The 22,853-nt window shown below is 53.8% G+C and carries 23 protein-coding genes, 1 tRNA gene and 1 pseudogene; 13 read left to right on the top strand and 12 right to left on the bottom strand.

The genetic code is table 11. The features are described 5' to 3' along the window. Positions 1-23 precede the first annotated feature (23 nt). The 7 genes and pseudogenes from TURPA_RS06150 to rpmB form a co-directional block, all read right to left on the bottom strand. Positions 24-1,685 carry an ATP-binding protein gene (locus TURPA_RS06150; RefSeq protein ID WP_053332134.1) on the bottom strand — a complete coding sequence of 554 codons (1,662 nt, stop codon included), beginning with the start codon at positions 1,683-1,685 and terminating at the stop codon, positions 24-26. Between the two features lie 61 nt (positions 1,686-1,746). Next, positions 1,747-2,163 (bottom strand): IS200/IS605 family transposase, encoded by a 417-nt coding sequence (gene tnpA, locus TURPA_RS06145; RefSeq protein ID WP_014802427.1) that lies wholly within the window; start codon positions 2,161-2,163, stop codon positions 1,747-1,749. A gap of 319 nt (positions 2,164-2,482) precedes the next feature. Continuing rightward, positions 2,483-3,502 carry a hypothetical protein gene (locus TURPA_RS23865; protein ID WP_014802426.1) on the bottom strand — a complete coding sequence of 340 codons (1,020 nt, stop codon included), beginning with the start codon at positions 3,500-3,502 and terminating at the stop codon, positions 2,483-2,485. A 205-nt stretch (positions 3,503-3,707) separates the two neighbouring features. Then, positions 3,708-4,865: an alanine racemase gene (locus TURPA_RS06135; RefSeq protein WP_014802425.1), complete on the bottom strand. Its 1,158-nt coding sequence runs from the start codon at positions 4,863-4,865 to the stop codon at positions 3,708-3,710. Further along, positions 4,862-5,239, bottom strand: coding sequence for a PIN domain-containing protein (locus TURPA_RS06130; protein WP_014802424.1), 378 nt, complete (start codon positions 5,237-5,239; stop codon positions 4,862-4,864). Before TURPA_RS06130 ends, TURPA_RS06135 begins: the two co-directional genes overlap by 4 nt. Continuing rightward, positions 5,223-5,423 (bottom strand): type II toxin-antitoxin system VapB family antitoxin, encoded by a 201-nt coding sequence (locus tag TURPA_RS06125; RefSeq protein ID WP_014802423.1) that lies wholly within the window; start codon positions 5,421-5,423, stop codon positions 5,223-5,225. Before TURPA_RS06125 ends, TURPA_RS06130 begins: the two co-directional genes overlap by 17 nt. 141 nt (positions 5,424-5,564) lie before the next feature. Continuing rightward, positions 5,565-5,774: pseudogene (gene rpmB, locus TURPA_RS06120) on the bottom strand (50S ribosomal protein L28); the annotation flags it as partial. 156 nt (positions 5,775-5,930) lie between these two features. On the opposite strand from rpmB, the gene TURPA_RS06115 reads away from it, so the two are divergent. Continuing rightward, complete coding sequence (locus tag TURPA_RS06115; protein ID WP_014802421.1) at positions 5,931-6,236, top strand: HU family DNA-binding protein; 306 nt, start codon at positions 5,931-5,933, stop codon at positions 6,234-6,236. A 30-nt stretch (positions 6,237-6,266) separates the two neighbouring features. Next, positions 6,267-7,172, top strand: coding sequence for a tRNA pseudouridine(55) synthase TruB (gene truB / locus TURPA_RS21530; RefSeq protein WP_083847727.1), 906 nt, complete (start codon positions 6,267-6,269; stop codon positions 7,170-7,172). A gap of 14 nt (positions 7,173-7,186) precedes the next feature. Here truB and TURPA_RS06105 read toward each other — a convergent pair whose 3' ends face one another. Next, a complete protein-coding gene (locus TURPA_RS06105) occupies positions 7,187-8,647 on the bottom strand; it encodes a hypothetical protein (protein ID WP_014802419.1) in 1,461 nt (486 codons plus the stop codon). A gap of 170 nt (positions 8,648-8,817) precedes the next feature. Here TURPA_RS06105 and TURPA_RS06100 point away from each other — a divergent pair, with 170 nt between their 5' ends. Together TURPA_RS06100 and TURPA_RS06095 are read left to right on the top strand one after the other, a co-directional pair. Continuing rightward, positions 8,818-9,891, top strand: a complete 1,074-nt coding sequence (locus tag TURPA_RS06100; RefSeq protein WP_014802418.1) for a hypothetical protein — start codon at positions 8,818-8,820, stop codon at positions 9,889-9,891. Between the two features lie 71 nt (positions 9,892-9,962). After that, positions 9,963-10,047 (top strand) — tRNA-Ser (locus tag TURPA_RS06095). Between the two features lie 48 nt (positions 10,048-10,095). Here TURPA_RS06095 and TURPA_RS06090 read toward each other — a convergent pair. Next, positions 10,096-10,491 (bottom strand): hypothetical protein, encoded by a 396-nt coding sequence (locus TURPA_RS06090; RefSeq protein WP_014802417.1) that lies wholly within the window; start codon positions 10,489-10,491, stop codon positions 10,096-10,098. Between the two features lie 217 nt (positions 10,492-10,708). Here TURPA_RS06090 and TURPA_RS06085 point away from each other — a divergent pair, with 217 nt between their 5' ends. Genes TURPA_RS06085 through TURPA_RS06055 form a run of 7 tightly spaced genes read left to right on the top strand, consistent with a single transcriptional unit; the run spans position 10,709 to position 17,009 of the window. Beyond that, positions 10,709-11,584 carry an alpha/beta fold hydrolase gene (locus TURPA_RS06085; RefSeq protein WP_014802416.1) on the top strand — a complete coding sequence of 292 codons (876 nt, stop codon included), beginning with the start codon at positions 10,709-10,711 and terminating at the stop codon, positions 11,582-11,584. Next, on the top strand, positions 11,568-13,349 hold the full coding sequence (locus TURPA_RS06080; protein ID WP_041948352.1) for an alkaline phosphatase family protein: 1,782 nt from the start codon (positions 11,568-11,570) through the stop codon (positions 13,347-13,349). Before TURPA_RS06085 ends, TURPA_RS06080 begins: the two co-directional genes overlap by 17 nt. Further along, a complete protein-coding gene (locus TURPA_RS06075; RefSeq protein ID WP_014802414.1) occupies positions 13,339-14,271 on the top strand; it encodes a DMT family transporter in 933 nt (310 codons plus the stop codon). The genes TURPA_RS06080 and TURPA_RS06075 overlap by 11 nt, the downstream gene beginning before the upstream one ends. Beyond that, positions 14,264-15,202 (top strand): P-loop NTPase family protein, encoded by a 939-nt coding sequence (locus TURPA_RS06070; RefSeq protein ID WP_014802413.1) that lies wholly within the window; start codon positions 14,264-14,266, stop codon positions 15,200-15,202. Before TURPA_RS06075 ends, TURPA_RS06070 begins: the two co-directional genes overlap by 8 nt. Then, positions 15,199-15,825: a metal ABC transporter ATP-binding protein gene (locus TURPA_RS06065; RefSeq protein ID WP_014802412.1), complete on the top strand. Its 627-nt coding sequence runs from the start codon at positions 15,199-15,201 to the stop codon at positions 15,823-15,825. The genes TURPA_RS06070 and TURPA_RS06065 overlap by 4 nt, the downstream gene beginning before the upstream one ends. Then, a complete protein-coding gene (locus TURPA_RS06060) occupies positions 15,822-16,481 on the top strand; it encodes an ABC transporter permease (RefSeq protein ID WP_014802411.1) in 660 nt (219 codons plus the stop codon). Before TURPA_RS06065 ends, TURPA_RS06060 begins: the two co-directional genes overlap by 4 nt. A 15-nt stretch (positions 16,482-16,496) precedes the next feature. Next, the gene (locus TURPA_RS06055) at positions 16,497-17,009 is read left to right on the top strand and encodes a hypothetical protein (RefSeq protein ID WP_014802410.1); all 513 of its coding nucleotides are present in this window, start codon (positions 16,497-16,499) and stop codon (positions 17,007-17,009) included. A gap of 31 nt (positions 17,010-17,040) precedes the next feature. Here the strand turns inward: TURPA_RS06055 and recA are convergent, their stop codons facing one another. After that, positions 17,041-18,144 (bottom strand): recombinase RecA, encoded by a 1,104-nt coding sequence (gene recA / locus TURPA_RS06050; RefSeq protein ID WP_041948351.1) that lies wholly within the window; start codon positions 18,142-18,144, stop codon positions 17,041-17,043. A 155-nt stretch (positions 18,145-18,299) separates the two neighbouring features. Further along, entirely contained in the window at positions 18,300-20,033 is a 1,734-nt protein-coding gene (locus TURPA_RS06045) for a cation:proton antiporter (protein ID WP_014802408.1), read from the bottom strand. Positions 20,034-20,129: 96 nt separating this feature from the next. Here TURPA_RS06045 and TURPA_RS06040 point away from each other — a divergent pair, with 96 nt between their 5' ends. Then, positions 20,130-20,348, top strand: coding sequence for a hypothetical protein (locus TURPA_RS06040; RefSeq protein WP_041948350.1), 219 nt, complete (start codon positions 20,130-20,132; stop codon positions 20,346-20,348). Positions 20,349-20,514: 166 nt separating this feature from the next. On the opposite strand, the gene TURPA_RS23840 is transcribed toward TURPA_RS06040, so the two are convergent. Continuing rightward, on the bottom strand, positions 20,515-21,384 hold the full coding sequence (locus TURPA_RS23840; protein WP_014802407.1) for a hypothetical protein: 870 nt from the start codon (positions 21,382-21,384) through the stop codon (positions 20,515-20,517). A gap of 346 nt (positions 21,385-21,730) precedes the next feature. Between TURPA_RS23840 and TURPA_RS06030 the strand changes: the two genes are divergently transcribed. After that, positions 21,731-22,816: a BamA/TamA family outer membrane protein gene (locus TURPA_RS06030; RefSeq protein ID WP_014802405.1), complete on the top strand. Its 1,086-nt coding sequence runs from the start codon at positions 21,731-21,733 to the stop codon at positions 22,814-22,816. The last annotated feature ends 37 nt before the right edge of the window (positions 22,817-22,853 follow it).

Below are 22,853 nucleotides of genomic sequence, written 5' to 3'. Positions count from 1 at the left end.
GTGTCGACCAGATACCTCGTGCATCATCGCTGCCTCAGCATACCCAGAAGTTCATTGATACGCGCTTCGATGTCTGCAGCGGCAAGCCCGCGGTATTTTTCGGGCACCATGTCCTGGTGTGTGCACTCGCGCACCGCGACGAGGGTCTGCAGCTCAATCGCGAGCGGATATTCAGGGCTGCGAAAATTGGTAATTGTCTCTTTGACGATCTCTGCGTTGAGTTCAGTTTTATGCCTGACCGATGCTGAAAGCGCAGCGCGCGTCATCATCGCTTCGATGTCTGCGCCCGAATACGAACGCTTTTTGTCGAGAAGCTGATGCAGTTCTTTCAGCGGCGACGCGATCTTGAGCCGCTTGCAGACACTCGTGTAGAGCGCGTCTACTTCAGCCCCACTCTGCGGGTGAAATAATGCAAGGTGCTCTTCAGCCCTGCCCTGGCGTTTCATATCAACCGGCAAGAGGTCGGGCCGCGAGGTCATCAAGAACCAGATGATTTTGCCACGATAACTCGTGTCGCTCATCAGCGCCGCCAGCGAAGCAAACACTCGCATCGACACACCGCTGTCGCCCTGTGCGTCGCGATTGCCGAGAAACGCATCGGCCTCGTCGATCATGACTGCAACCGGGTAGATGGATTTCAAAATGTTAAAAATCTTTTCGAGGTTCGCTTCGGTTTCGCCCTGCCACTGTGAGCGAAAATTCAGAAACTTCACCACCGGCAGCGCCGCGTCGTGCGCAAAGCATTCGGTGATAAATGTTTTGCCCGTACCTACGGGGCCACAAATCAAGAAACCCATCGGCAGGTACTGTGTCTTGCCGAGCTTGATCGCTTCAGCTGTCAGCGAAAGAATTTCTTTTACCTTTTCATGCCCTGCCACAACCGAAAGCGAATGTTTCGGCTCGACGATTTCAAGTAAACCTCTGCACTCAGCGCTGATGAGCTCTTTCTTGATGGCGCGCAGTTGAATTTCGTCGGTTTGCTTCTTGCTCAGAATCTCGAGCACCTGGCGGTTTGTGAGGCCTGCTGTCAGTTCTGCTAGCTTGTGACTTTGCTCTTCTCCATTAGCCACCGAATTAATTCGGTGGCTAATGGAGATAGTATTGTGCCGCTCTTCAAGACCAGGCCTCGCAATAGTCACATGCTCAATAAACGCATTCTTCGCGATAAAACTCTCGAGCCGCGCGACCTCGGGCGCGATCAGCACGAAACGGATCTTGTTTCGTCTGAAATCCAAATTCTGCGCCCACTTATCGAGTGCTATAACCAAATATCGCAGTTCGTTATTGTTATTCAGCCCAGTCGGAATTATCTGGTCGAGATAATGGATAATGACGCAGAACGACTTCTTGTCGATCAGGTGCAGCCGCGCAAAGTTGTCGAGAATCGAAAACGCCTGCACCGGGTCTTTCGGCGGGTTCTGCGCATAGCTCGTCTTGTGGTACGCATCGTAGCCGCTGAGCGCACGCAGATAGTTCTCGCGCTGCTTCGGGTCGGCAAATTGAATGCCGCCCTGCGGATCGTACTCTGCCACGGTATCGTAACCAGAAAAAACCTGGCTACGCAGCAGTTCTGTCAGCGTGCCGAACTTGCCGTCAAAGGCATACACATCGCGCACATTGCCTGTGAGCATGACCGCCGAGGTATCGCCCGACTCGATCAGCCCTCGTACGCTTTCGAGAAACATGACACAACAGTCAGAAAAGATGCGGTGGGGTGGAAAGCGATTCTCCCCCATTGCCACCGAATTAATTCGGTGGCAATGGGGGTAAGAAAGCAGGTTCAAAGAAACCGGCATCTTCGAGCCTGCGCAGACTATGCATTTGCCATTGGTTCCGAATGTAGTCAACGAGGTTACCCACTCCGGAAACGGATACTGTCTCCACATAGTATCCGGTTTGCCAGTATAGGTTTCCATTCTCACGCGATGTTCGGCCCTTAATGCGTTTAATGACAGTGGCGAGGGTCATATGCGGGGGCAGCGAAAGCAAGATGTGCAGATGGTCTTCATGGCCACCCGCAGCGATAGCCCTGAAACCTATTTCGACTGAAAGATCTTGAACTATGCCATTGATTACCGCAATCATCTGCTGTGTCAACAGGGGTAGACGGCGTTTAGTGGCAAAGACGACATGAAAATATATCTGATAGGTGACGTGAGCCATGCAATACTCGTTCTATAGTCACGATTACAATTCAGCTGCCTTGGCAATAAATTCATTCCCTGCACTTTTCTGCTTGCCCCCGAATTAATTCGGGGGCAAGGGGAAAACTGGCCGCTGTTGCATGTTCTCCGCAAAGAACCTTTGAAGCCATCCCCCCAAAACCGAGTATTCATGAGGTTCTTTCTGACCTGCTTGCCACCGAATTAATTCGGTGGCAAGCAGAGGCGAAGAGGGCATAAAAAAAGCCCCCGTTACCGGGGGCCTTTCTTTCGCTCGAGGCTTACGCCCCTCGCGAACTTTTGGTCTTCGTTCTAACAAATTAGATGCGGAAACCGACGATAATGTGTGCAGCGAAGTCAGTAATGCCACGCGTATCTGGGTTACGACCCGGGATAGCATTGCTTGTTTCCGCTGTATAGTTGATGTCTGTGTAAATTGGATACGGTGAAGTTACCGTACCACCGGTTCCAACTGCTGCGCCACCGTTTGCTGTGGCACTCTGGCTCTTGTTTGACAGACCCTTATACTGAACAGACTGACCTTCGTTATCTTGAGTGACAACGATGACTTTCAAGCCCAAGCCCATGAAGAGATTGTCAGTGATGCTGTAAGTATAACCCATTTCACCATAGACGCCTGGCTTAGAAAGGTTATATTTATTCTTGAATGTACCTTCTGTCGCGTAGCCACCAACACCTGGATTGGCCGCGCCGAAGGCACCGTTTGTGGCACTCAGACCAGAAATGGTTAGCGTGTCTTCGTTTGGCAGCGCAAGAGCCGCACCTGCACCTGCATAAAACGTACCGCCCCAGATATCGGCGTGCTTGCGAATACCGAGACCTACGATCATAGAGTCGGTCTTCACTTTTGCTGTATACGAAATTGCTCCGCCAGCGGCAGCACCGCCACCATTGATATCAACCTTGATATCCTTGCTTTGGATAGAACGATAGTCGAATGAACCCACTATAGCGAGTCCTTTGCCTAAGAGATCATATGCGATAGACCCGCCACCGCCAAAACCTTTAGAACCTGATGATTCCCAAGTTTGCGTTGAGCTAGCGGTAGCTACCGTGTACTGTCCGCTTACGGGCACATAGCTAGATGAGCCGTTCGCGAAGGTAAATGAGCCATAGCCCATAATCGTCAGTCCAAGGCGCTCACCTGAAGCTGCGGCTGGTACTGCGGGTGCAGCTACGACTGGTGCCGCAGGTGCCTTAACAGCTGGTGCTGCTGGTGCCGCTGGTGCTGCTGGTGCCTTAGCTGCAGGTTTTTTCTTCTGTGCAGCCAGTGAACCAACAAGTGCCAGAGCGGCGAAAATACTAATAAGTTTTTTCATGTTGTCTCCTGAAAATTTTGTTTTTCGCCTGCCGTGGCTTTGCTTTGTTTGTAGGGGTAGGTTTAAACCTACCCCTACAAACAAATACGTACCCGGACAGACATAGGCTATGACGACCGAAGGCAGTCAATGCGGCAAGTTTTTTTTAGAAAAGAGGTATTGGCGAACAGGGTGTTCATGAATTGATCACCAGAGCGCTACGCGCTCAGGCGATCAATTCGAATAAATTCTTGGGGTCTTTGACCTCGTCGAGAAAAACCATCTTCGGTCCTAGAAATCCATTGAATTCAGACGCATACACTGACGTGTATGCGCCTGCACTTAAGAAGAGGACTGCGTCGCCGGGTCTGGCTTTCGGTATTTGCGCTTCGTACATCTTGTCGACCGAGTCGCAGCTGGGGCCGCAGAGCATCGCGGTTTCTTTCTCTGCGGTTGACGAGAACAGCATCGGGTAGCTGATACCGTCGATGGTTTCCATCATGCCGGTAAAGACGCCGCAGTCGAGAAACGCCCATGTCTTTTCCCGGCGCGCGACGCCGACGACACGCGACGCGAGATACCCGGCTGAACCTGAAATGAAGCGGCCCGGCTCGACGATGAGGTCTGTGGGTTTGAACCCTTTTTTCTCCCACTCTTTGAGGTGGCGGAGTACAACTTTGCCGATTGCGGTCGGTGTCGGTATTTTGCGGCCCAGATCAACGGGAAAGCCGCCGCCGATGTTGATGGTGGTTGGGTTTAGGCCATATTCGCGCGCAATTTCGATACAGCGCCAGGTCAAGTAGAGCGCGCTATCCCACCCTGCGATGGTTTCGCACTGCGAGCCGGGGTGAAATGTGACGCCGTCGAGTGGTATCTCATTGTCTTTCATGTATTGAAAAATTGCCGGCCACAGTTCTTCGTCGGCGCCGAACTTACCCGAAAGCGGCCACATTGAACCTTCGTTAGGCACGACGATACGCAGCTGCGGTCGTATTGCGGGTAGCTTTTTGTCACCCTGAGCGCCGTCGAAGGGTGACCCAGCCGTTGCATATGGTTTAAACTTTTCGAGCTCTTCGACCGAATCGAAACTCTGAATAGTCACGCCGTGGTCGAGTGCGCGCGCGATTGCCGTGGGTGCCTTTACCGGGTTCGAGAGCACAATCTCTTCGGCCTTTATGCCCATCGCGAGCAATTTTTCAATTTCTGCAATTGAGGCCGTCTCAAAATGCGAACCTTCTTTCTTGAGTATCTCGATAATCTCAGGGTGTGAATTCGATTTGATTGCGTACGCTATTCGAAACGGAGGCAGCGCCTTTTTCAAATCAAGATAGTTCTGCCGAATGCGGCTGCGGTCAATAAAGAGGGCGGGTGTTTCGTGTTTCATAGTTTTAAGGTGGCAAGTTGCAGTTCGTTTGCGAGTTGAACTAAGTTCTTATCAAGACTCCAGATGCGGGCACCTACAGTCAAGGCCGACATAATTAACATGACATCAACAAAAGACACGCCTTTTGCAAAGAGTTTCTTGCCTTCAATGAATTGAAAGACCTCATCAAAGGCAATCATCGGGGCATAATTGAGGCAGTGCAAAGCCGAAAAGAAATCTTCACGGTCGATTGACAAGTTACCAGCCCTGAGCTCAGCCTCGACCAGAATGTGGGTCAGAGCTTCATCGTTGGCGATTAATTCATTCAGAATGGTTGAATCGATCGTCTTGCGAAAGTACGCAATCCAGACGCTGCTATCAATCAGGGTTCTCATAGCGTCGGCGTGGCGCGACCGTTGCATTCGTGTCTGCACCAAAGAACTTCGTTAACCGCTCGCGCCCCTTTTTGGCCACCAATTCTTCAAGCGCCATATGAATCAGTTTAGTCTTTTCGGTCACGCCAGTTTCACGTATCGCTTTGGTGATGAGTTCGTCTGAAAGATTCAATGTCGTTCGCATGCTAGACCTTGTATTCATATGCACAGTATGTCAATATTAATATGCATAAATAATGCAGACTGATTGAGGGCCAGAGCATAAAAAAACCGGGCAACGCCCGGTTTTCTTGACTATCACCGGTGCAGTGGGCTATTTCTGCGCGTCTTTCATCATTGCGGCGAGGCCCTTCTTTTGCAGGGTGCGCAGCGCGCGGGTTGAGACGTTCAAGGTGATAAAGCGGCCTTCTTCTGGCAGAAAGATGCGTTTCTTGTGCACGTTTGATTTGAACGTGCGGCGCGTCTTACGGTGTGAGTGGCTCACGTTATTGCCGAAGCGGGTTCCTTGTCCTGTTAAGTCGCACTTTCTTGCCATGGTTTCTCCTGAGTGAAGCGCCAATTTTTTATATTTCTATGGCGCGTAAAGAACAAAGGGTTTTCTTGCATTGGCCGCCAGGCCAATGCAAGAAAACCCTTTGTTTTCGCACTTTTCACTTTACAGCATGGATGCGCTAGCCTATTATGTCGCATCATGGCAGATAAAAAACCCCTCTCTAAGAGCGCGCTTCTCTCGGCGCTGTCAGAGAAAACCAATCTCACGAAAAAAGACGTCGACGCATTTCTTGAAGCGCTCACAGAGATCGCATATAAAGAAGCAAAATCTGTCGGCAAGTTCACGCTTCCTGGTTTCGGCATTCTGAAACTTGTACAGCGCGCAGCACGCATGGGCCGCAACCCGGCAACCGGCGAACAGATCAAGATTCCCGCGAAAACAGTCGTTAAATTCAGCGTCAGCAAAGCCGCTAAAGAAGCGATTGCTGGCAAAGCGAAGAAGTAATTTGATCGTGAGCCCGTTTCGGGCTCAGCGATAACCAAGCCGTCTATTTTCTACCTGATTGACAAAGCTGCCGGGCCGACGACGCGCTCGGCAGTGCGCAATCTGCTGAACGTCAGGGGGCGGGGCTTTGGGGTCGAGGGTATTCTCGACCCGTTTGCTTCGGGCCTTCTTATCACCGCCACGGGTGATTCAACCCGGTTTCTCGAATACTTTTTGCAGTTTCCCAAGACTTACACCGCCACCATTAGGCTGGGCCAGGAAACCGATACCCTCGACTTTACGGGCACCTTAGTTAAGGAAACTCCGGTGCCCCGAATAGATAGTGAGGATTTATTAACTACTCAAAGCCGTTTCACCGGTAAGATTCTGCAATCCCCCCCTGCTTATTCCAACGTACGGGTGCGTGGCGTGCGCGCCCACGAACTCGCGCGCGGCGGCGAAGCGGCAGAACCGTCGCCGCGCGAGGTTGAAGTGCACGCTCTCTCGCTGCACGTGCTCGCGCCCGATGCACTCGCCATGCGGTGCCGGGCCGCGTCGGGCACGTACATTCGCTCGCTCGCGCGCGACATTGCTGCTCAGCTTGGCACGTGCGGGCACCTCACGGCGTTGCGACGCATTGCGATTGGGCCATGGTCGGTGAGCGACGAAGCGGTCGACGCCGAATGGGGTAAGATCGCCGGCACCATTGCGGATTTCGAAATTCTGGATTTTTTTCCCGTGTTGAATGTCACGGCCGATGAAGAGATAAAGTTCTTGAACGGCAATCCGTTTGTGCCGCAGAACAAACCGCAGCTGACCGGCATCTTACGCATCGCGGCGCCGCAGAATTTTCTCGGCCTCGGCCGTTACGACGGCGAAAAAGTCACTGTGGAGAAAGTTTTCCCCACGGGGCCTGGCTCAACCTACCCGCAATGGGGTAAAAGCCATTCAACCTAAAAGGCGAATGTAAATTACCGACCGAAAGCCAGGCGGTATTCGGCACCGAACGTGAAATAGCTCAGTGACGAACGGCGCACGTTCTGGTTGTCGAGCGGTTGAAACGCCGTCGTGATATTCGGAAAGTTTACATATCGCAGGCGCAGCGTGATACCATAGAACGATTTATTCAGATCAACGGCAATGCGCATGCCCGATGCCTTGCCCGCGCGGCTGTTGCCGTCGAGCGACAAGTCGCCGAATGACAGCACGTACAGCTCAGACGTCTGATCGTAAATGGCGACCGACGTGCCCAGACTGAGCCCAAGATTTGCATGAATAACCGGCAGCGTGTAATTGGCGCGAACATCACCTTCGATGTTCCATAGCAGAAATAAATCTGATGTCGTCTTCGCCACGGGTTTACCGCCCATGATGTCGAGGTATGTTGCATAGTCGAGGCTGATTCGCACTGGCCCAATGTTAAAAAGGCCAACGCCGCCATCAAAGTAAATGGTGCTCGACCAATCGAGTACTTCACGCGGGTAGAGTCCCGCGGGATTCGGCTTGCTGAACGAACGGTAGTTGATACCGTAGGTGATCCACGAATCGCCAGAATGGCTATCCGTTTCGATACCCAGAGTCCACGAGTTGATGTTCTCGTACGTGGTGGGTATCAGATTGCCGGTCGGTGTTTTCGGGTAAGCCAGTTGCCCCAGAAGGCGTATCGTGCCGAAGTAGACATCGGCGTCGATCGAAGTCAGAGCACTTGCATAGCGATAAAACTGCGTGTGCCGTTCAAAGTAGTTGGTGTGGTGGTTGATGCCAACGCCAATAGATTTTTCTGTGGAGCGGGTGGCGCCGCTTTCAAACTTCAGATCGGGCAAAACTTCTTTCTGCGGCTCAGGCGGCTTCTCGGCTGCTTTCGCCAATGTAATTTTGCCGCCTTCAGGCTTCGGTGCCGCAGCAAGTTTGGCCTGTTCGCGCAATGCATCGGCCTCGATTGCCCGAACAATTTCGGTAGCAACACGATTGGTTGCATCGAACAGCGTTGCGTCGACGGCATTCGAAATTTCGGGTACGGTGATAAAGCGGTCGGGTGCAATGTAGACCCGGGTAGAGAAAATGATCTCCTTTTTGTTTTGGCTGAGCGAGTACGAACCCACGATGACATAATCGCTGCGCGTCAAGATTGCGATCTGTTTGACATCCGCATCCAATGGAATTTTGCCGGGGCGCCAGAGTTTCTTGGTTTCACGCTCGACTGCATTCTTGTCGGCGCGAGCATAGTCGAACTTCTGCTGCATCGACGCGTCGATCGCGTCGGTCAGCGAGCCGGCGAGGTAGCCGTAGTTCTTCGAGCCGGTGGCGTCAATATAGGTCGGCAGCGCGACGGTCGCGAGCGCATTGGGTTTTGCGGCGGCTGTGGTGGGTGCGGCCGCCGAGGCAGAGGTCAGGGCGAGACTCAGCGTGAGTGAGAAGTAGAGCTTATTCACAGGGACGAAAAGCCGGGTAATTGAGACACGCGGTCAACGCAAGGGCATCCAGGTTACACATCGTGCCGGGGGCAGCCTAGTGCAATAGCTATGGAATTTCACAGCAGCAGACCGGGTTCGGAATATAGTTTTGTATTTGGCTAAATGTCGCATCAATCGAGGTCGACCTCATGAGCCCTAGGAGCCTTGTCGATTATAAGCACCCCAATTCACGCGATCAGGCGAGGTTCTTTGCCGGCACAGCCGCAATCGGTGTGGGTATCGCCGCGGCATACTTCGGCGGGCTAAACCCTTACTGGCTGGGCTGGCTCGCCTTTGCAGTCGCGGCATTTTCTGTGGCTGGCAACGATGCGATTCAAACCGTCGGCACCTTTATTGAAAGCAAAGAAGAGCTGCACTGGCTGCCCAAAGTTTTGTTTCTCTGCGGCATACTCGTTGCCGTGCATATTTATGCCTGGCAGAAGCATGCAGGCGAAATACATTTCGAGCGCCTGAATTCGTTTCCCGAAGTGAAGAACTTCAACCTGATACAGCTCTTGGCCCCGTTAGTGCTGGTGGTGATTACGCGTCCTAAGGCACCGGTTTCGACGACGTTCTTGATCCTCGGGTTATTCGGAAGCCAGAACATTGAAAAGAGGCTCGTGAAGTCTTTTGTCGGTTATGGCATCGCCTTCGTTTGCGGCATCGCGGTATGGGGCATTCTCGCGCGTCTCGACCCGCATGAATACCAAGACGACCATGTGCCCGACGAAAAAACAGAACGCTACTGGAGCTCGCTGCAGTGGTTTTCGACTTTGTATTTGTGGATTGCGTGGCTCTTGCAAGACACCGCGAATATTGCGGTCTTTTTGCCGAGACAGCTCAGCGTCACCGAGTTAGCCGCCGCGCTCGCGATCATATCGCTCGCACTCATGATCATTGTGCGCACGAATGGCGGCACAATTCAAGAAGTCGTCAGCGAAAAGTCGGATATCAAATGGTCTAAGGCGGCGACGATAGTCGATCTGGTCTACGCCACGGTACTGCTAATCTTTCAGCAGTGGAGCAAGATGCCGATGTCGACGACCTGGGTCTTTCTCGGTCTGCTTGCAGGCCGCGAGATCGTTCTGCACACCATGACATCACGCGACCAACCGTACCTCGACACCTTTCGCAAAGTTGGCAAAGATGTCGTGTTAGCCTCTCTGGGCATTGCCGTGAGCATTTTCATCTTTGTGCTGTCATCGTACTTTTACCCGAAGTAACCATATCGCGCTCGACGAGGCGTCCCAATCCCAAGAATTAGAAATCCGGCGCAGCCGGATTTCTAATTCTTGGAGAGGTGTCAGAGTGGTCTAATGTGCATGCTTGGAAAGCATGTGTAGGGAAACCTACCGGGGGTTCGAATCCCCCCCTCTCCGAAGCGCATGGATGCGCGAGGTTCGCGCTTAAGCGCGAACCGAAACCTCTTAGTGACTCGCTTCGCCGCAGTGTGCATGCGCGCGGTATTCGTGCATGACAGAGACGATTTGTTCCATGCCGCCGACGACGCGTGACATGTCATTTTTTCTGAGGCCTTTGATGCATTCGTCGATGCCATCAACCGCACGCTGAGCCATCGCCGCTTCTTCGGCGTCTGCTTCACCCGAAGCGATCATCGCCTTGAGGTCTTTTTTGGTCTGTTTCAGATCGCGTGCCGCTTCTTTTGCATCTTCTTTGGTTATTTCACCGTGCTCTTTAATGTGGCTGATGGCGAGATTCATCTCTTGAATATCGCGATCGAGCGCCGCGCACTCATCTGCCCAGATTTGTGAGCCGAAAAATGCCATGGCTGTTGCCAGCACCAATACTTTCATTGTCTTCATTTCTTTGAACTCCTTTGCCCAGAGGGCCGGCCAGCCCATTGCACCAGTTTTTCGCGGCAACCAGTTTCTATGCAAAGGCTTCCGAAAAATGTCCTATAGGGCTTGCCTTGCTAGTCGAAGAACCTTTCCGGAATTTTGTCTTTTTGCGACCTGCCTGGTAAGCCTTACGCACCCTTAAGTAATACCCGGCCCGTCTCAGCCACCGAAACGGGCACCGATGCCCTATTTCGAGAACCGCGATGCTTCGATTTATTACCGTACCTCGGGCGCCGGCGCGACCGGCCTTATTTTTATTCACGGCTGGTACCAGACAGGCTCAGAGGCGTGGATTTCCCTGGCGAGAAATCTGAAACCCGGTTACAGAATTTTTTTGCCTGATCTGCCGGGCCACGGGCTGAGCGATGATGTCTCGCCCAATTTTTCGATCGCAAACAACAGTCAGCTGATCGAAAGTTTTGTTGAGCACGCGCGCAAGTCGTACCGACTGAAGAAAGTCATATTGATCGGCCATTCATACGGCGCGTTCGCCACTCTCGACATTATCGCCCGGCAAAACGTCGCCATCGATGCAGCCGTCGCGATTTCTGCGATCGACGACTATGCGCCGTACGTGCGGCGGTTGAAGCAGGCGCTTTGGGTGCCGGGGTTTCTCACGGGTCTATATTACCGGTTGCAGGCGGCGCTCGCGCTGTTTCCGTACGGTGATCGGCTGCATCTCTATGGAGCGATGCCTCAATCTCTGCAGCCGGGCCGCATGGCTTATGCGCAGATCAAGAACCACACGCTGAGTGTCGCCAGTTCGCGCGTGTACATGCGCGCTTTTCTCACCGGCAAAGTAAAGTGGCCCGATGGCAAGATCAAAGTGCCATTGCTGCTGGTCTATGGCGAACGTGATGCGCTCACGCCTGCAAGGCATGCCGACGCTATAAATCCGCATTTCGCAAAATCAGAGGTTGTGGTGCTGCCCAAAAGCGGTCACAATGTGCAGATTTCGGCCGCCGAGCCGCTGGCGCGCGCATTGACCGGGTTTGTTGAAAAAAGTTTGCGTCGTGCCGTCGCCGGCAAACATGGCAGTCATGTTCGCAGACACTGACGCCCAACCCGGCAAAAAAAATAAGGGGAGCTCAGCGCGTTCTGCGTCCGTCGCCCTGCTGGTTTTGACCGCTACACTACTCGCGCCCGTCGCCTGCAAAAAAAGTGAAGCACCCTGGGTCGAACTCTACAAACGTTCGGCACGCAGCGATATCGATCTCTATCTGGTGCCCAAAAAATACGCCCTGCTTGAATCGAGCTGGATGAAAAAAACCGCGATCGCGCGGTTCAATAAAGAACAGCTTGCAGCAGAGCTCGCGAAATATGGCCGTTCTCTCGCCGATCTGCAGAAAAGCCCCGAACACGAATACAAAGAAGAAAATGGCGAGATCAAATTGCGCGTCGGGCGCATTTCTCATTCGACCGCTCATGAATATGATACGGCGATTCCGCTGGTGTTTTATGGCAAGGGCATAGAGCCGCGCGACTATGGGCAGCGCGTGCACCAGCAGCACATTGCGCCGACGCTCGCTGCACTGTTGCAAATACGTAACCCGAACGGTGTCGAAACAAAGGCCTTGCCCATCGTCAAACAACAGTCGGCAAAGCCTGCGCTGGTTTTCGTTGCCGTCATCGACCAGGGCGGTATGAATCTGCTGCGCCTGCACAAAGATGCCGCACCGAATATACACCAGCTGATGGCGAAGTCGGCAAACTTCAGCGACGCGCATGTGGGGCACCTCGACGCGCACACTGCGGTAGGGCACATGGCAATCGGTACCGGCGCTTATCCTGTGAAGAGTTCTGTCATCGGCAATACCTTTTTCTCGATGGAAAAAAAGGCCGGCGCGCAGAAGCTCAACAAGGCTGAAATTTACGCCACAAAAGACGAGACCAAAGTTTCGACGCTTGATCTCAAAAGTGAATCACTCGCCGACGTACTCAATGCCACCAACGCCGGCAAGAGCGTGATTGTTGCACAGTCTTATGCTTTGCGCGCTGCGGTCGGCATGGCAGGCCATGGCGCCGAATGGCTCGCCGCCAATGGCACGGCGGCGAACGGCAATGGCCTCACGACCGCCGTTCGGCAGGGCAACTTCGTCTACTGGCTCGATGCCACCAAATCGAAATGGATCACCGACACGCGCTACTTTTCTCTGCCGGCAGCAGCGAAGGCGAGCGATGTGTTGCTCAACTATGCCAAATATTACCCGCAGGGTTTTGAGGGTTACAAGATTCGCGATACCAAAGCCGCGCTCGAAAACTGGGGTGTGCTCATGTCGACGCCTGCCGAAACTCAGCTCGAAGGCGAGCTCGTGCGCGCGGTAATCAGCGAGCAGATTATTGGCGCCAAAAAGCATAACGACGGTTTCACCGATCTTGTGTACATCTCTTTCAAATCGGCGGATGCAGTAGGTCACCATTTCGGCTTCGAATCTCTCGAGGCGCGCGATACAGTGAAAGAGATCGATACGCAGATCGGCAAAATGGTCGAGTTTCTCGAAAAAAATTATGGGCAAGATTTCGTGTTTGTGCTCAGCGCCGACCACGGTGTCGCACCGCTCTCAGAAATATCGGGAGGCCTGCGCCTCACGGTTGAAGAGGTCATGGCAGAAATTGACACGCTGCTACCACCCGACGTCGCGCAGAACGAATCGCTTGTGCATTTTATGACGGTCGGGCAGATATCGCTGAACAAGAAACTTATGCAGCAGCACAACATATCAATCGACTCGGTGCGCGGCGTCATTCGCGACATTCGCGTGAACGACACTCCTTTCTTTGAAGGTGTGCTCACCCGTAAGGATCTCAGGCTTGACGGCTGAGGTTCTGCCGCGCGATAAACGATTCATAGCCGGGCTGCTCTTCACAGTCATCGGCGCCGCCGGCTTTTCGGCGAAGGCAATTCTTGCGAAGCTGACCTACCGGTACGGAGTAACCGGCTTTGCCACGCTGACGCTGCGCATGGTCTTCGCAATGCCGGTCTATGCACTCATCTTCGTCTGGTACTTTCGCCAGCAGACACCTGAGCAGCAACGCGGATTTCGCAGAGATTGGTACCTTATCGGTATCGTAGGCCTCTTCGGCTATTACCTCGCCAGCTGGTTCGATTTTGTAGGCCTCGAGTATATTTCAGCCAGCTTCGAAAGACTGCTGCTCTTTATCTATCCCACGCTTGTGCTGATTATTTCACTCGTGTGGCTAAAGAATCGAGCAGGTCGGCGCGAGATTGCCGCGCTGCTGATCACCTACGTCGGTATTGGCATCTCTTACCACAGCGAGGCGGCGCTTGCGGGTAACCGAGTGCAGATCGGCGCTACCTACGTTATCTTCGCCGCGATTACCTATGCGGTCTATCTTGTCGCGACAGAGAAACTGGCCCGGCATTATTCGCCGCTCGTGTTCACGAGTTTCGCGATTTTGATTTCGGCAGTTGCAATTATCTTGCACGGAGTCATTGCTGGTGAGAAGCTGTTGGGGTTTCCCGCAGAGGTCTATTATCTGACTTTGGGTATGGCCATCTTTTGCACGGTGTTGCCGTCGCTATTCGTGGCGCAGGGTATAGCGCTCATCGGTTCGAACCGTGCAGCGATTATCAGCACCCTGGGGCCGGTCATGACGATCTATTTAGCCTATTCGTTTCTCGGTGAAGTGATTTCGACCACGCAGACAGTCGGCACGGTTCTCGTGATCGCCGGCGTAGCGTTGTTGACGCTCAAGCGCCGCAAGGTGGTCAGCGATGTCTGACATCTTGCACGCGGCGCGCGCGGGCGATAAATTTTCAGTCGCTAAACTCATCTCTTATTTCGAGTCGGGCCGCCTGAGCGACCAAGAGGCCTGCGTCGCGTTCGAAGGCGAGCTCGCGAAGACCAAACACAAAACCGGGCTACTTGTCGGTCTGACCGGGGCGCCCGGTGCGGGTAAGTCGACACTCATTCAGCACCTGGTCGATGCCCTATTGGCCTCGCAGCCCAATTGGCGTATTGCCGTCGTGGCAGTCGACCCTTCGAGCCCGGTCTCGGGCGGTTCACTGCTCGGCGATCGTACGCGTGTGAATTTCGGCAACGACGAGCGCACTTATTTTCGTTCGCAGGCATCAGATCTCGACCTCGGCGGCATTGGCCGCAACACCTACCGTGTCTGCCGTGTATTGCGCTCGTTTTTCGATCTGGTGCTCATCGAGTCAGTCGGTGTCGGCCAGAGCGAAATTGAAATCGCGCGCCTTGCCGACGTTACGCTGCTTGCGCTTCAACCTTTCAGCGGTGACCATATACAATTTATGAAATCAGGTATTATGGAAATTCCGCAGGCGTTCGTAATCACCAAGTGCGACGCCGAAGATCTCGCGAAGCGCAGTCTTTACCAGCTGCAGTCGAGTCTCGATTTTATGCAGAAGGTCGACGGCAGCGTCAAGCCGCCCGAAATCTTTCAAACCAGCTCGGTGCGTAAAATGGGGTTCAACGAGCTAGCAGAGTTTGTCTCGGCTGCCGAACCCCTCGCCCCAATGGGCGATCTCGAACGCGAGAACTATTTTTTGCGCAAAGAAGTCCGGTATTACTTTGGTGAATATGGTATTAAGGCCCTCGCTCTGCTGGCGTCTGAAAACGCAGCGCAGGGTTTCGAAGCCCGCCGCCTGCAGCTGACGCAGAAGCTCAGCCAAAAATTCGGGGCACTATGAAGCGCGGGGCCAAATCTGTAACAGAAGCGCTCGTCACCTACCAGAACCTCGGCCGGCGTTATGGGGCACATTGGGCCCTGAACGGCGTCGACGGAGAACTCTTGAGTAGTGAAGTCGTCGCGCTTCTAGGTGAAAACGGTTCGGGTAAGTCGACATTGCTTTTGACCCTCGCGCAGATTCTTAAACCGCATGCAGGTAAAGTGGTCTTTCGCGCTGGCGCCGAATCGCATTTGATAGCGCACCATCCGATGGCGTACATGCAGCTTTCGGTTGGGCACAATCTTTCGCTGACGAGGTCGCTGCACGACAGGGCCGAGGCAGAAATAACGGCAGCGCTCGATTACTGGAAAATTCGGCATCTTACCGATAAGCCACTCAACACACTCTCGCGCGGGCAGATGCAGCGCTTTTTGCTCGCACGAGCGATGCTCGCGCGGCCGCAGATTCTGCTGCTCGACGAACCCTTCACGGGTTTAGATGCGCGCAGCGAAGGCCTGCTTGTGGATTTCATACGCCATGAGTCAGCGCGCGGCGCCGCGATACTCATCTCAGAGCACGACGCCGGCCGCGCGCGCCGTTTGGCTGATAGATCCTACTTTCTGGAAAAAGGCAGATTGCGATGAGGGTCTGGTGGGCGCTCGTCAAGAATGAGTTTAAACTCTACCGCGCGCAGCGCGGGTTGCAACTCGCATTCGTGCTGACGCTTGCGCTGCTCGCGATGTTTCGCTTCGGCCTCAGCAACGAGGTCGGGGTCGGCTCGGCGCTCGAAGTGTTTCCCGTGGTCGCATATTGCATCGCCAGCTTGCAGCTCTTGCTCATGGCGATCGACTGGGAAAGCGAAGGTTTTGCGTACCGCTACTATGCGATGCATCGGGTTTCGCTCAGCAGTCTTTTTTTCGCGAAGTCGGCAGTCTCTTTTGTGGTGCAAATTCCCTTGTGGATATTTAGCGTAATCGGATATTTTCTGCTGTTTCCCGCCACGCCCCCTGATGCGCAGACGACTCTGCTGATTCTGCTGACGGCGCTGCCTCTGGGCCTCGCTCTGGCACCTGCGGGCCAACTGATCGCGGCAATTGCACAGCACAGCGCGCAAAAGAATTTTCTCGCAATTGCGCTCTTTCTGCCGCTTTGTCTGCCGGTCTTCATTGCTGCCACGGGTCGCCTCGGCGCGCTGCTTGCCGGCATCGAAACGGTTCGCTACGACGCGCTCATGGCGGCGGCGGCCCTGGTATTCATCGGTGCCGGCAATCTGCTTTTTGGTTATCTGTTTGAAGAATAAGCACGACAATCAAAGGTGAAGACACCTTTGATTGTCGTGCTGATTTCTGTGGCAGTTTTTGCCGACAAACCAACCTTCAAAGACGAATACCAGTACTACAAAGAAGAATTCGCCGCAGGTTATAAATACCCTATCTATGACACCCTGTTTGAAAAAATCGTGTGGGAACGCAAAGTTTCACACCTCGTCATGGAATTCCAAAGTGATGAATACCGGGTCACGCTGCTCATGATGCAAGAATATCCTTACAACTACAAAGACCAAAACTACCCGATCCACTTCGCGTTCAAAACCTTCGCCGAGGCGGCGAAAAAGTTTGAAGCTATGAACCTTTTTCTGCGCAACAATGGAGTGATGGCTGTTGGACTAGATGGCAAAAGAATCGTGAAAGAGCGGGTGCTTGTCGCACCCGTGGGCAATGCGCCCGCCCGACCGCGCCTCGAAGACTGGCCGGGCGACAAGACGACTGATCCTATTTTGACAAGAGAGGCGTTGCCCAAAAGGCTGCCGTTAAAGATAAGCGATTAGTTGCGTGCATTGCCCGCAACTAATTGCTGCATTACGCTACTTCTTCAGTCGCTGCAATGGCCTTAGCGCCCTTGGGGGCCTTCTCTTTCTCAGCCAGCAGTTTCTTCGCGGTGCCGTCGGCGTGCGCCTGGCGCACCTTTGCTTCGATTTCGTCGCAGAGTTTGGGGTTTTCGACGAGATACTGCCGCACGTTCTCTTTGCCCTGACCCAGACGGTTGTCGGCATAAGAGAACCAGGTTCCCGATTTCTGCAGCACGCCGACATTTACCGCTTCTTCGATAATCGACGATTCGCGCGAAATACCCTGGTTGAAGAAAATATCAAACTCCGCCTTGCGGAAAGGTGGCGCCACTTTGTTTTTCACGACCTTGACGCGCACGTGGTTGCCGATCGTCTCTTCACCTTTGGTGATCGACTCAACGCGGCGAATATCCATTCGCACGCTGGCGTAAAACTTGAGCGCGTTGCCGCCGGTTGTGGTTTCGGGCGAACCGAACATGACGCCGATTTTCATACGAATCTGGTTGATGAAAATCACAACCGTATTCGTTTTGTGGATAGCCCCCGTCAGCTTTCTGAGCGCCTGGCTCATGAGTCGCGCCTGTACGCCCATGGTTGCCTGGCCCATGTCGCCCTCAATCTCTGATTTCGGCACGAGTGCTGCGACTGAGTCAATCACGATCACGTCGAGCGCATTCGAGCGCACCAGCGCCTCGGCGATCTCCAGCGCCTGCTCGCCGTTGTCGGGTTGTGATACCAGAAGTTCGTCGATATTCACACCGAGGCGGCGCGCATACGACGGGTCGAGTGCGTGCTCGGCATCGATAAACGCAGCCATGCCACCAAGTTTTTGTGCTTCGGCCACAATGTGCAGCGTGAGTGTCGTCTTGCCCGAAGATTCCGGGCCGTAGATTTCGATGATGCGCCCGCGTGGTACACCGCCAACGCCGAGTGCAAGGTCGAGCGACAGCGCGCCCGTTGAGATCACCGGAATCTCTCGCATCGCGTCGGCGTTCAGCTTCATCACTGCGCCTTTACCGAATTGTTTTTCGATCTGTACGAGCGCTGAATCGAGCGCCTTTGCCTTCTCTGCTGCTTCGGCTTTCTGGGCCGCTGTCTCTTTAGTCTCTGCCATTATGGGTGTGACCACGCCATTTTTTCCCGTTGTGTCAATCATTATTATGTCTCCTTAGTTCCATTCTATCGCCGCCGCTCAGCGGCCGCGATAGAACTCCTCTAAAGATTAAATACCAGAGAACGGGCGTTTTTTCTCATCGAATTGGAAAAAAATTACGTTTCTTCGCCGGCGCCGAAGAGTTTGGTATGTACGCGTTCCCGTTCGCGCTCTATCTGTTCGGGTGTTGCACCAAACGCCGCCATGATATATTCGGTGATCGATAAGGCTACCTCACCTTCGCCGGCAAAAACTGCATCAGCACCCGCCGCACGTAAATCGTGAATTTCCCGCAAATATGCGGTGCGCGCCAGAATGCGTATTTTCGGGTTCATGGCTTTGGCTTCGCGAATGATTTCTTTGCCGCCCGTGATGCTCGACGAGCTGAGAATCAAGATGTCTGCAGTCTCTCCACCTGCTTTCTTCAAAATTTCTGCATGGCTCGCATCGCCATAGACGACGGGCAGGTTTCTCTTCTTCAGTTCTCTCGCCGTCTTGAGGTTCAGGTCAATCACCATCGGAGTGAAGCCGTTCGCGGCAAGTAGCCTGGCGACGGTACGGCCCACCGGGCCATAACCAATCACGATTGCCTCACGCTTGTCAGGGTCAACACCCGTTTCGAGCGCCGACTGCATGTCGGCGGGTTCTGCGAACCGTAAGATGCTGCGAAAAATCGCGAACCGGCGCAGCCATTTTTCGAGCGGCGCTGCACTGCGAAATATCAGCGGATTCATCGTGATCGTGATGATTGCCGCGGCCATCAGAATATTCGCAGCCTGCGGAGGCAGAATTTTCAGTTTTTCGCCGAGCACCGCGAGTATAAACGAAAATTCACCAATCTGCGCGAGTGCTGCGGATACCGCCAGCGCCACCCGAACTGGGTATTTCATCGCGACGATAATCAGAAATGCGGCCAGCGGTTTGCCGACCACAATGATGGCGACCGTGACGATCACGAGCAATGGGTTATCGAGCAGGCTGTTGAAGTTAAAAAGCATGCCCACCGAGACGAAAAAGAGCACGGCAAAAGCATCGCGCATCGGCAGCGCTTCATTCGCCGCCCGCAAGCTAAAGTCTGAGCGCCCCACGACCATGCCGGCGAGAAACGCGCCGAGCGCCATCGACACGCCGAAGAGCAGCGTCGAGCTGACCGCAATGCCCAGCGCAGTGGCAAGAATGGCGAGCGTGAAGAGTTCTCGCGAGCCGGTGTGCGCGATGTACGTCAAGAATCGTGGAATTATAAATCCCCCGCCGACAATGGTGACAAGCACCAGTGCGACGATCTTGATACCTGCGACAGCAAACGACATCACCAGGTTTTGCTGAGCGTTCTCGCCAAATATCGCCGGCAGCATGACGAGAGCGAAAACCGTGAACAGGTCTTCCATCACCAGCCAGCCGATCGCGATGTGCCCTGTGGGCGTGTGCAGTTCGTTGTTGTCGACGAGCACCCGGGTCAGCACAACCGTACTCGCAACAGCAATCGCGAGCCCAAAGATGAACCCTGCGGCCCAGCTCCAGCCGAAGGCGTGCGCGACGAGCGCGCCAAGGCCCGTTGCCACGGCGCTTTGCACGATTGCACCGGGAATAGCAATGCGCCGAACGGCCAGTAACTCTTTGAAGTGGAACTGCAGACCCACGCCAAACATGAGCAGCACGACGCCAATTTCGGCAAGTTGGTCGGCCATCTCGCGGTTCGCCACAAATCCCGGAGTCTGCGGCCCGACGGCAATGCCGGCAATCAGATAGCCAACAATGGGGGACAAGCCGAGTTTATGCGTGATAAACCCGAGCACGAGAGCGGCGCTGAAGCCACCGACGAGTGTGAGTATGAGGTCGATATTGTGCATGGGAATGTACGTGAAATATACATTGCCAGCCGTGTTTTTGCAAGGATATTTCGCCCATTCGACTCGACACTGCAACTGGGCCAAACACTTACCCCCATGGCTGCAGTTACCGACGTACACCCGATCTTGCGGCAGGCGCGTGACGGGCGAATGGCCCGGTCGAAACTGATTGAGGTGATTGTCGCGCGCGAGGGGGCTGCGCAGCGCGAAGCGACGACGGCAGCGGTTGAGAAGGTGATTGCGTTTCAGATCGAAAAGGGACGCATCGCGTCAGAGATCAAGAATGGCGTCGAGATATTATCCGTCGTCAGATAACGCGCCCATTGCGCTCATTTACCTACAAATCTGCATAAAACCGTAGAGACGCCCATGAAGGGCGTCTCTACAGAAGAAAACCGCAGGCATGGTTTACCGCTATCGCAGAGAAGACAAAAAAAAGAGGGCCGAAGCCCTCTTTTCAAAATCTAATAATGATCGGAGATTAGAGTTTGTAAGTAATGACAAGAGCTGGAGTAATCAGCAGCTGGCTGTTGCTGATGTTTTCTAACTTGGTGTTTGTTGTCGAATCTGTAACTTGTTTGAATGATTCGAGTTCAAGCTGCAGGTAAGAGAATATGCCCGCAATACCAATAGACACATTGTTACTCAACGCATAGTCATACCCCACGCGGCCCTGGACAATGATTGCCTGGCCAGAATAGCTGAGATTCCACGCGACGTTCGGAGTACCACCTTGCACGTAGTTTCCAGCCGGATCTTTAAAGGTTTCAGTGCCACCTGTCACTGGTGCAATGCCCAGACCAGCGCCAGCGTAAAGCCCAGGCATGATGAAATAACGAACCGCGCCCATAATCGGAGTATAGTCCATTTTCGCGTTCAAGGTGTACTCGGTTCCGCTGTTGGTAGCTTTGCGCGTAATATCATGACCTTTCAGGTATCCTACGCTTGCGCCGAACTGGAAATTACCACCGTAGTAGAATTCAGCTGCACCGGCAATGCCACCGAGCTTCGAATCGTTTGATTTGTTGGTAATGTTCGACACACCTTCGAACATGCCTTCCACATTCTTCGTGTAGTCGCTTTTCATGCTGAAGCTGTAACCGCCCCAAACGCTGATGTTGAATTTGCTTTCGTCGACGGCTGTTGCCGCGGCGAGTTTATCGGTTGCATTTTTCTGTAGATCGGCTGCTTTGTTTTTCGCTGACTCTTCAGCTGCTTTTGCTTTCGCGTCAGCGTCGGCTTTTGCCTTTGCTGCTGCTTCTTGTGCTGTTGGCCTTTTCTTCACCTGCGCGTTCAATACGCCAGAGAAGCTTACCATAGCAACGAGCAGAATGATTGTATTTCTGATCATGTTGTCTCCTGAGAAAGATTGCGCACGGGTTGCGTGCGGTTGGGCAAGAGGTGTTTTGTGTGCGCCGCGTCAAGAAGAAGGGTGCAAAACCATGTACGGTATTATATGCCACAAACACACGAAAACCGTCGTCGGCGTTATTCAATGCGGCAATCACGGAAAAACCGTAGAGACGCCCTTCACGGGCGTCTCTCTAAATTGACCGCCGCAAGACGGAGACGCCCATGAAGGGCGTCTCTACAGATTTGCGCAAGGGCTTTTCGCGACGTTTCAATTTCGTGACCGTTCGCAGCACATTCGCCGACCTATGACATTTATAAATCCTCATCTTCGAAAACATATTTGCATGGCCCTCATTGCCATGTATGCCTCAGCACCGCTTACCGCGCAGGCCGAGGCGCAACCCAGCGAACCTGAGAAAAAAGAAGAAACCTGGGGTATGTTTCCGTTGCTCGTACCGCTCTACACACCCGAGACGCGGCTCATGGTTGCGGGTGGCGGCATATTTTGGTACAACCCGTGGCCCGGCGCGCCGAGAAAGCGCATCAGCGAACTCACAACCTTTTTCACAGCGTCGCAAAATCAGCAGTACAGTTTCGGGCTCATCGCCGAGGCGTATTTTTTGCAGCACCGGCTGAAGGTCATGCAGAATCTCGACGTCTACAGGCAGCCCTACCAGATGTGGGGTGTGGGCGCGACGACGCCTGTGACTCTCGAAGACAAGTTTGAAGCGCGCGGCTTTGCGAACCGCACGAGTGCGCTGTGGCTGATTGCACCCGATATTTATTTGGGTGGCATGTGGCAGAGCCAGTTCGATGACATCAAAGCCGATTCGTCGTTGGGTTACCTGCAGACAGTGCGCCCGGCGGGTTTTGATGGCACGCGCGCGAACGGCCCCGGTGTGCACCTGCTCGTCGACACGCGAGACAATGCCTTTTCGCCCGAGCGCGGCCACTGGTTTGAAATGAGGATCTTTCACAGCAACGATACTTTTGCGGCAAAAGGTGACTTCACGCAGTCGACCATCGACTACCGCTGGTTTCACAAGATCTGGTTTGGTCATGTGATTGCGCTGAATGCATTCATCACGAAGACGGCGGGCGATGTCGCGTGGTATGCGATGCCCCGCCTCGGCGGCCAGTTTCAGATGCGCGGCTTTTTTCACGGCCGGTATCTCGACCGCCACCTCTGGACAACGCAGTTCGACTACCGGCTGCCGGTGTGGTGGCGCTTTGGTCTGGTGCTTTTTACCGGTGTGGGCGATGTGACGAACGATCTTGCGGCACCGCTGTCGTCGAACTTCAAGTTCTCGTATGGCATGGGCCTTCGAATACTCGTCGACAGAGAGCAGAAGATCAACATGCGGCTCGACATGGGCTTTACCAACCAAGGCGATGCCAATTTCTATTTTACGTTCAAAGAAGCTTTTTGATCGTTTCACATCACCGCCGCAGACTGGTTTCGAGTTC

Origin of the sequence: Turneriella parva DSM 21527, from assembly GCF_000266885.1 — a bacterium.
GTDB lineage: Bacteria > Spirochaetota > Leptospiria > Turneriellales > Turneriellaceae > Turneriella > Turneriella parva.
This window is presented reverse-complemented; position numbering and strand designations above follow the sequence as displayed.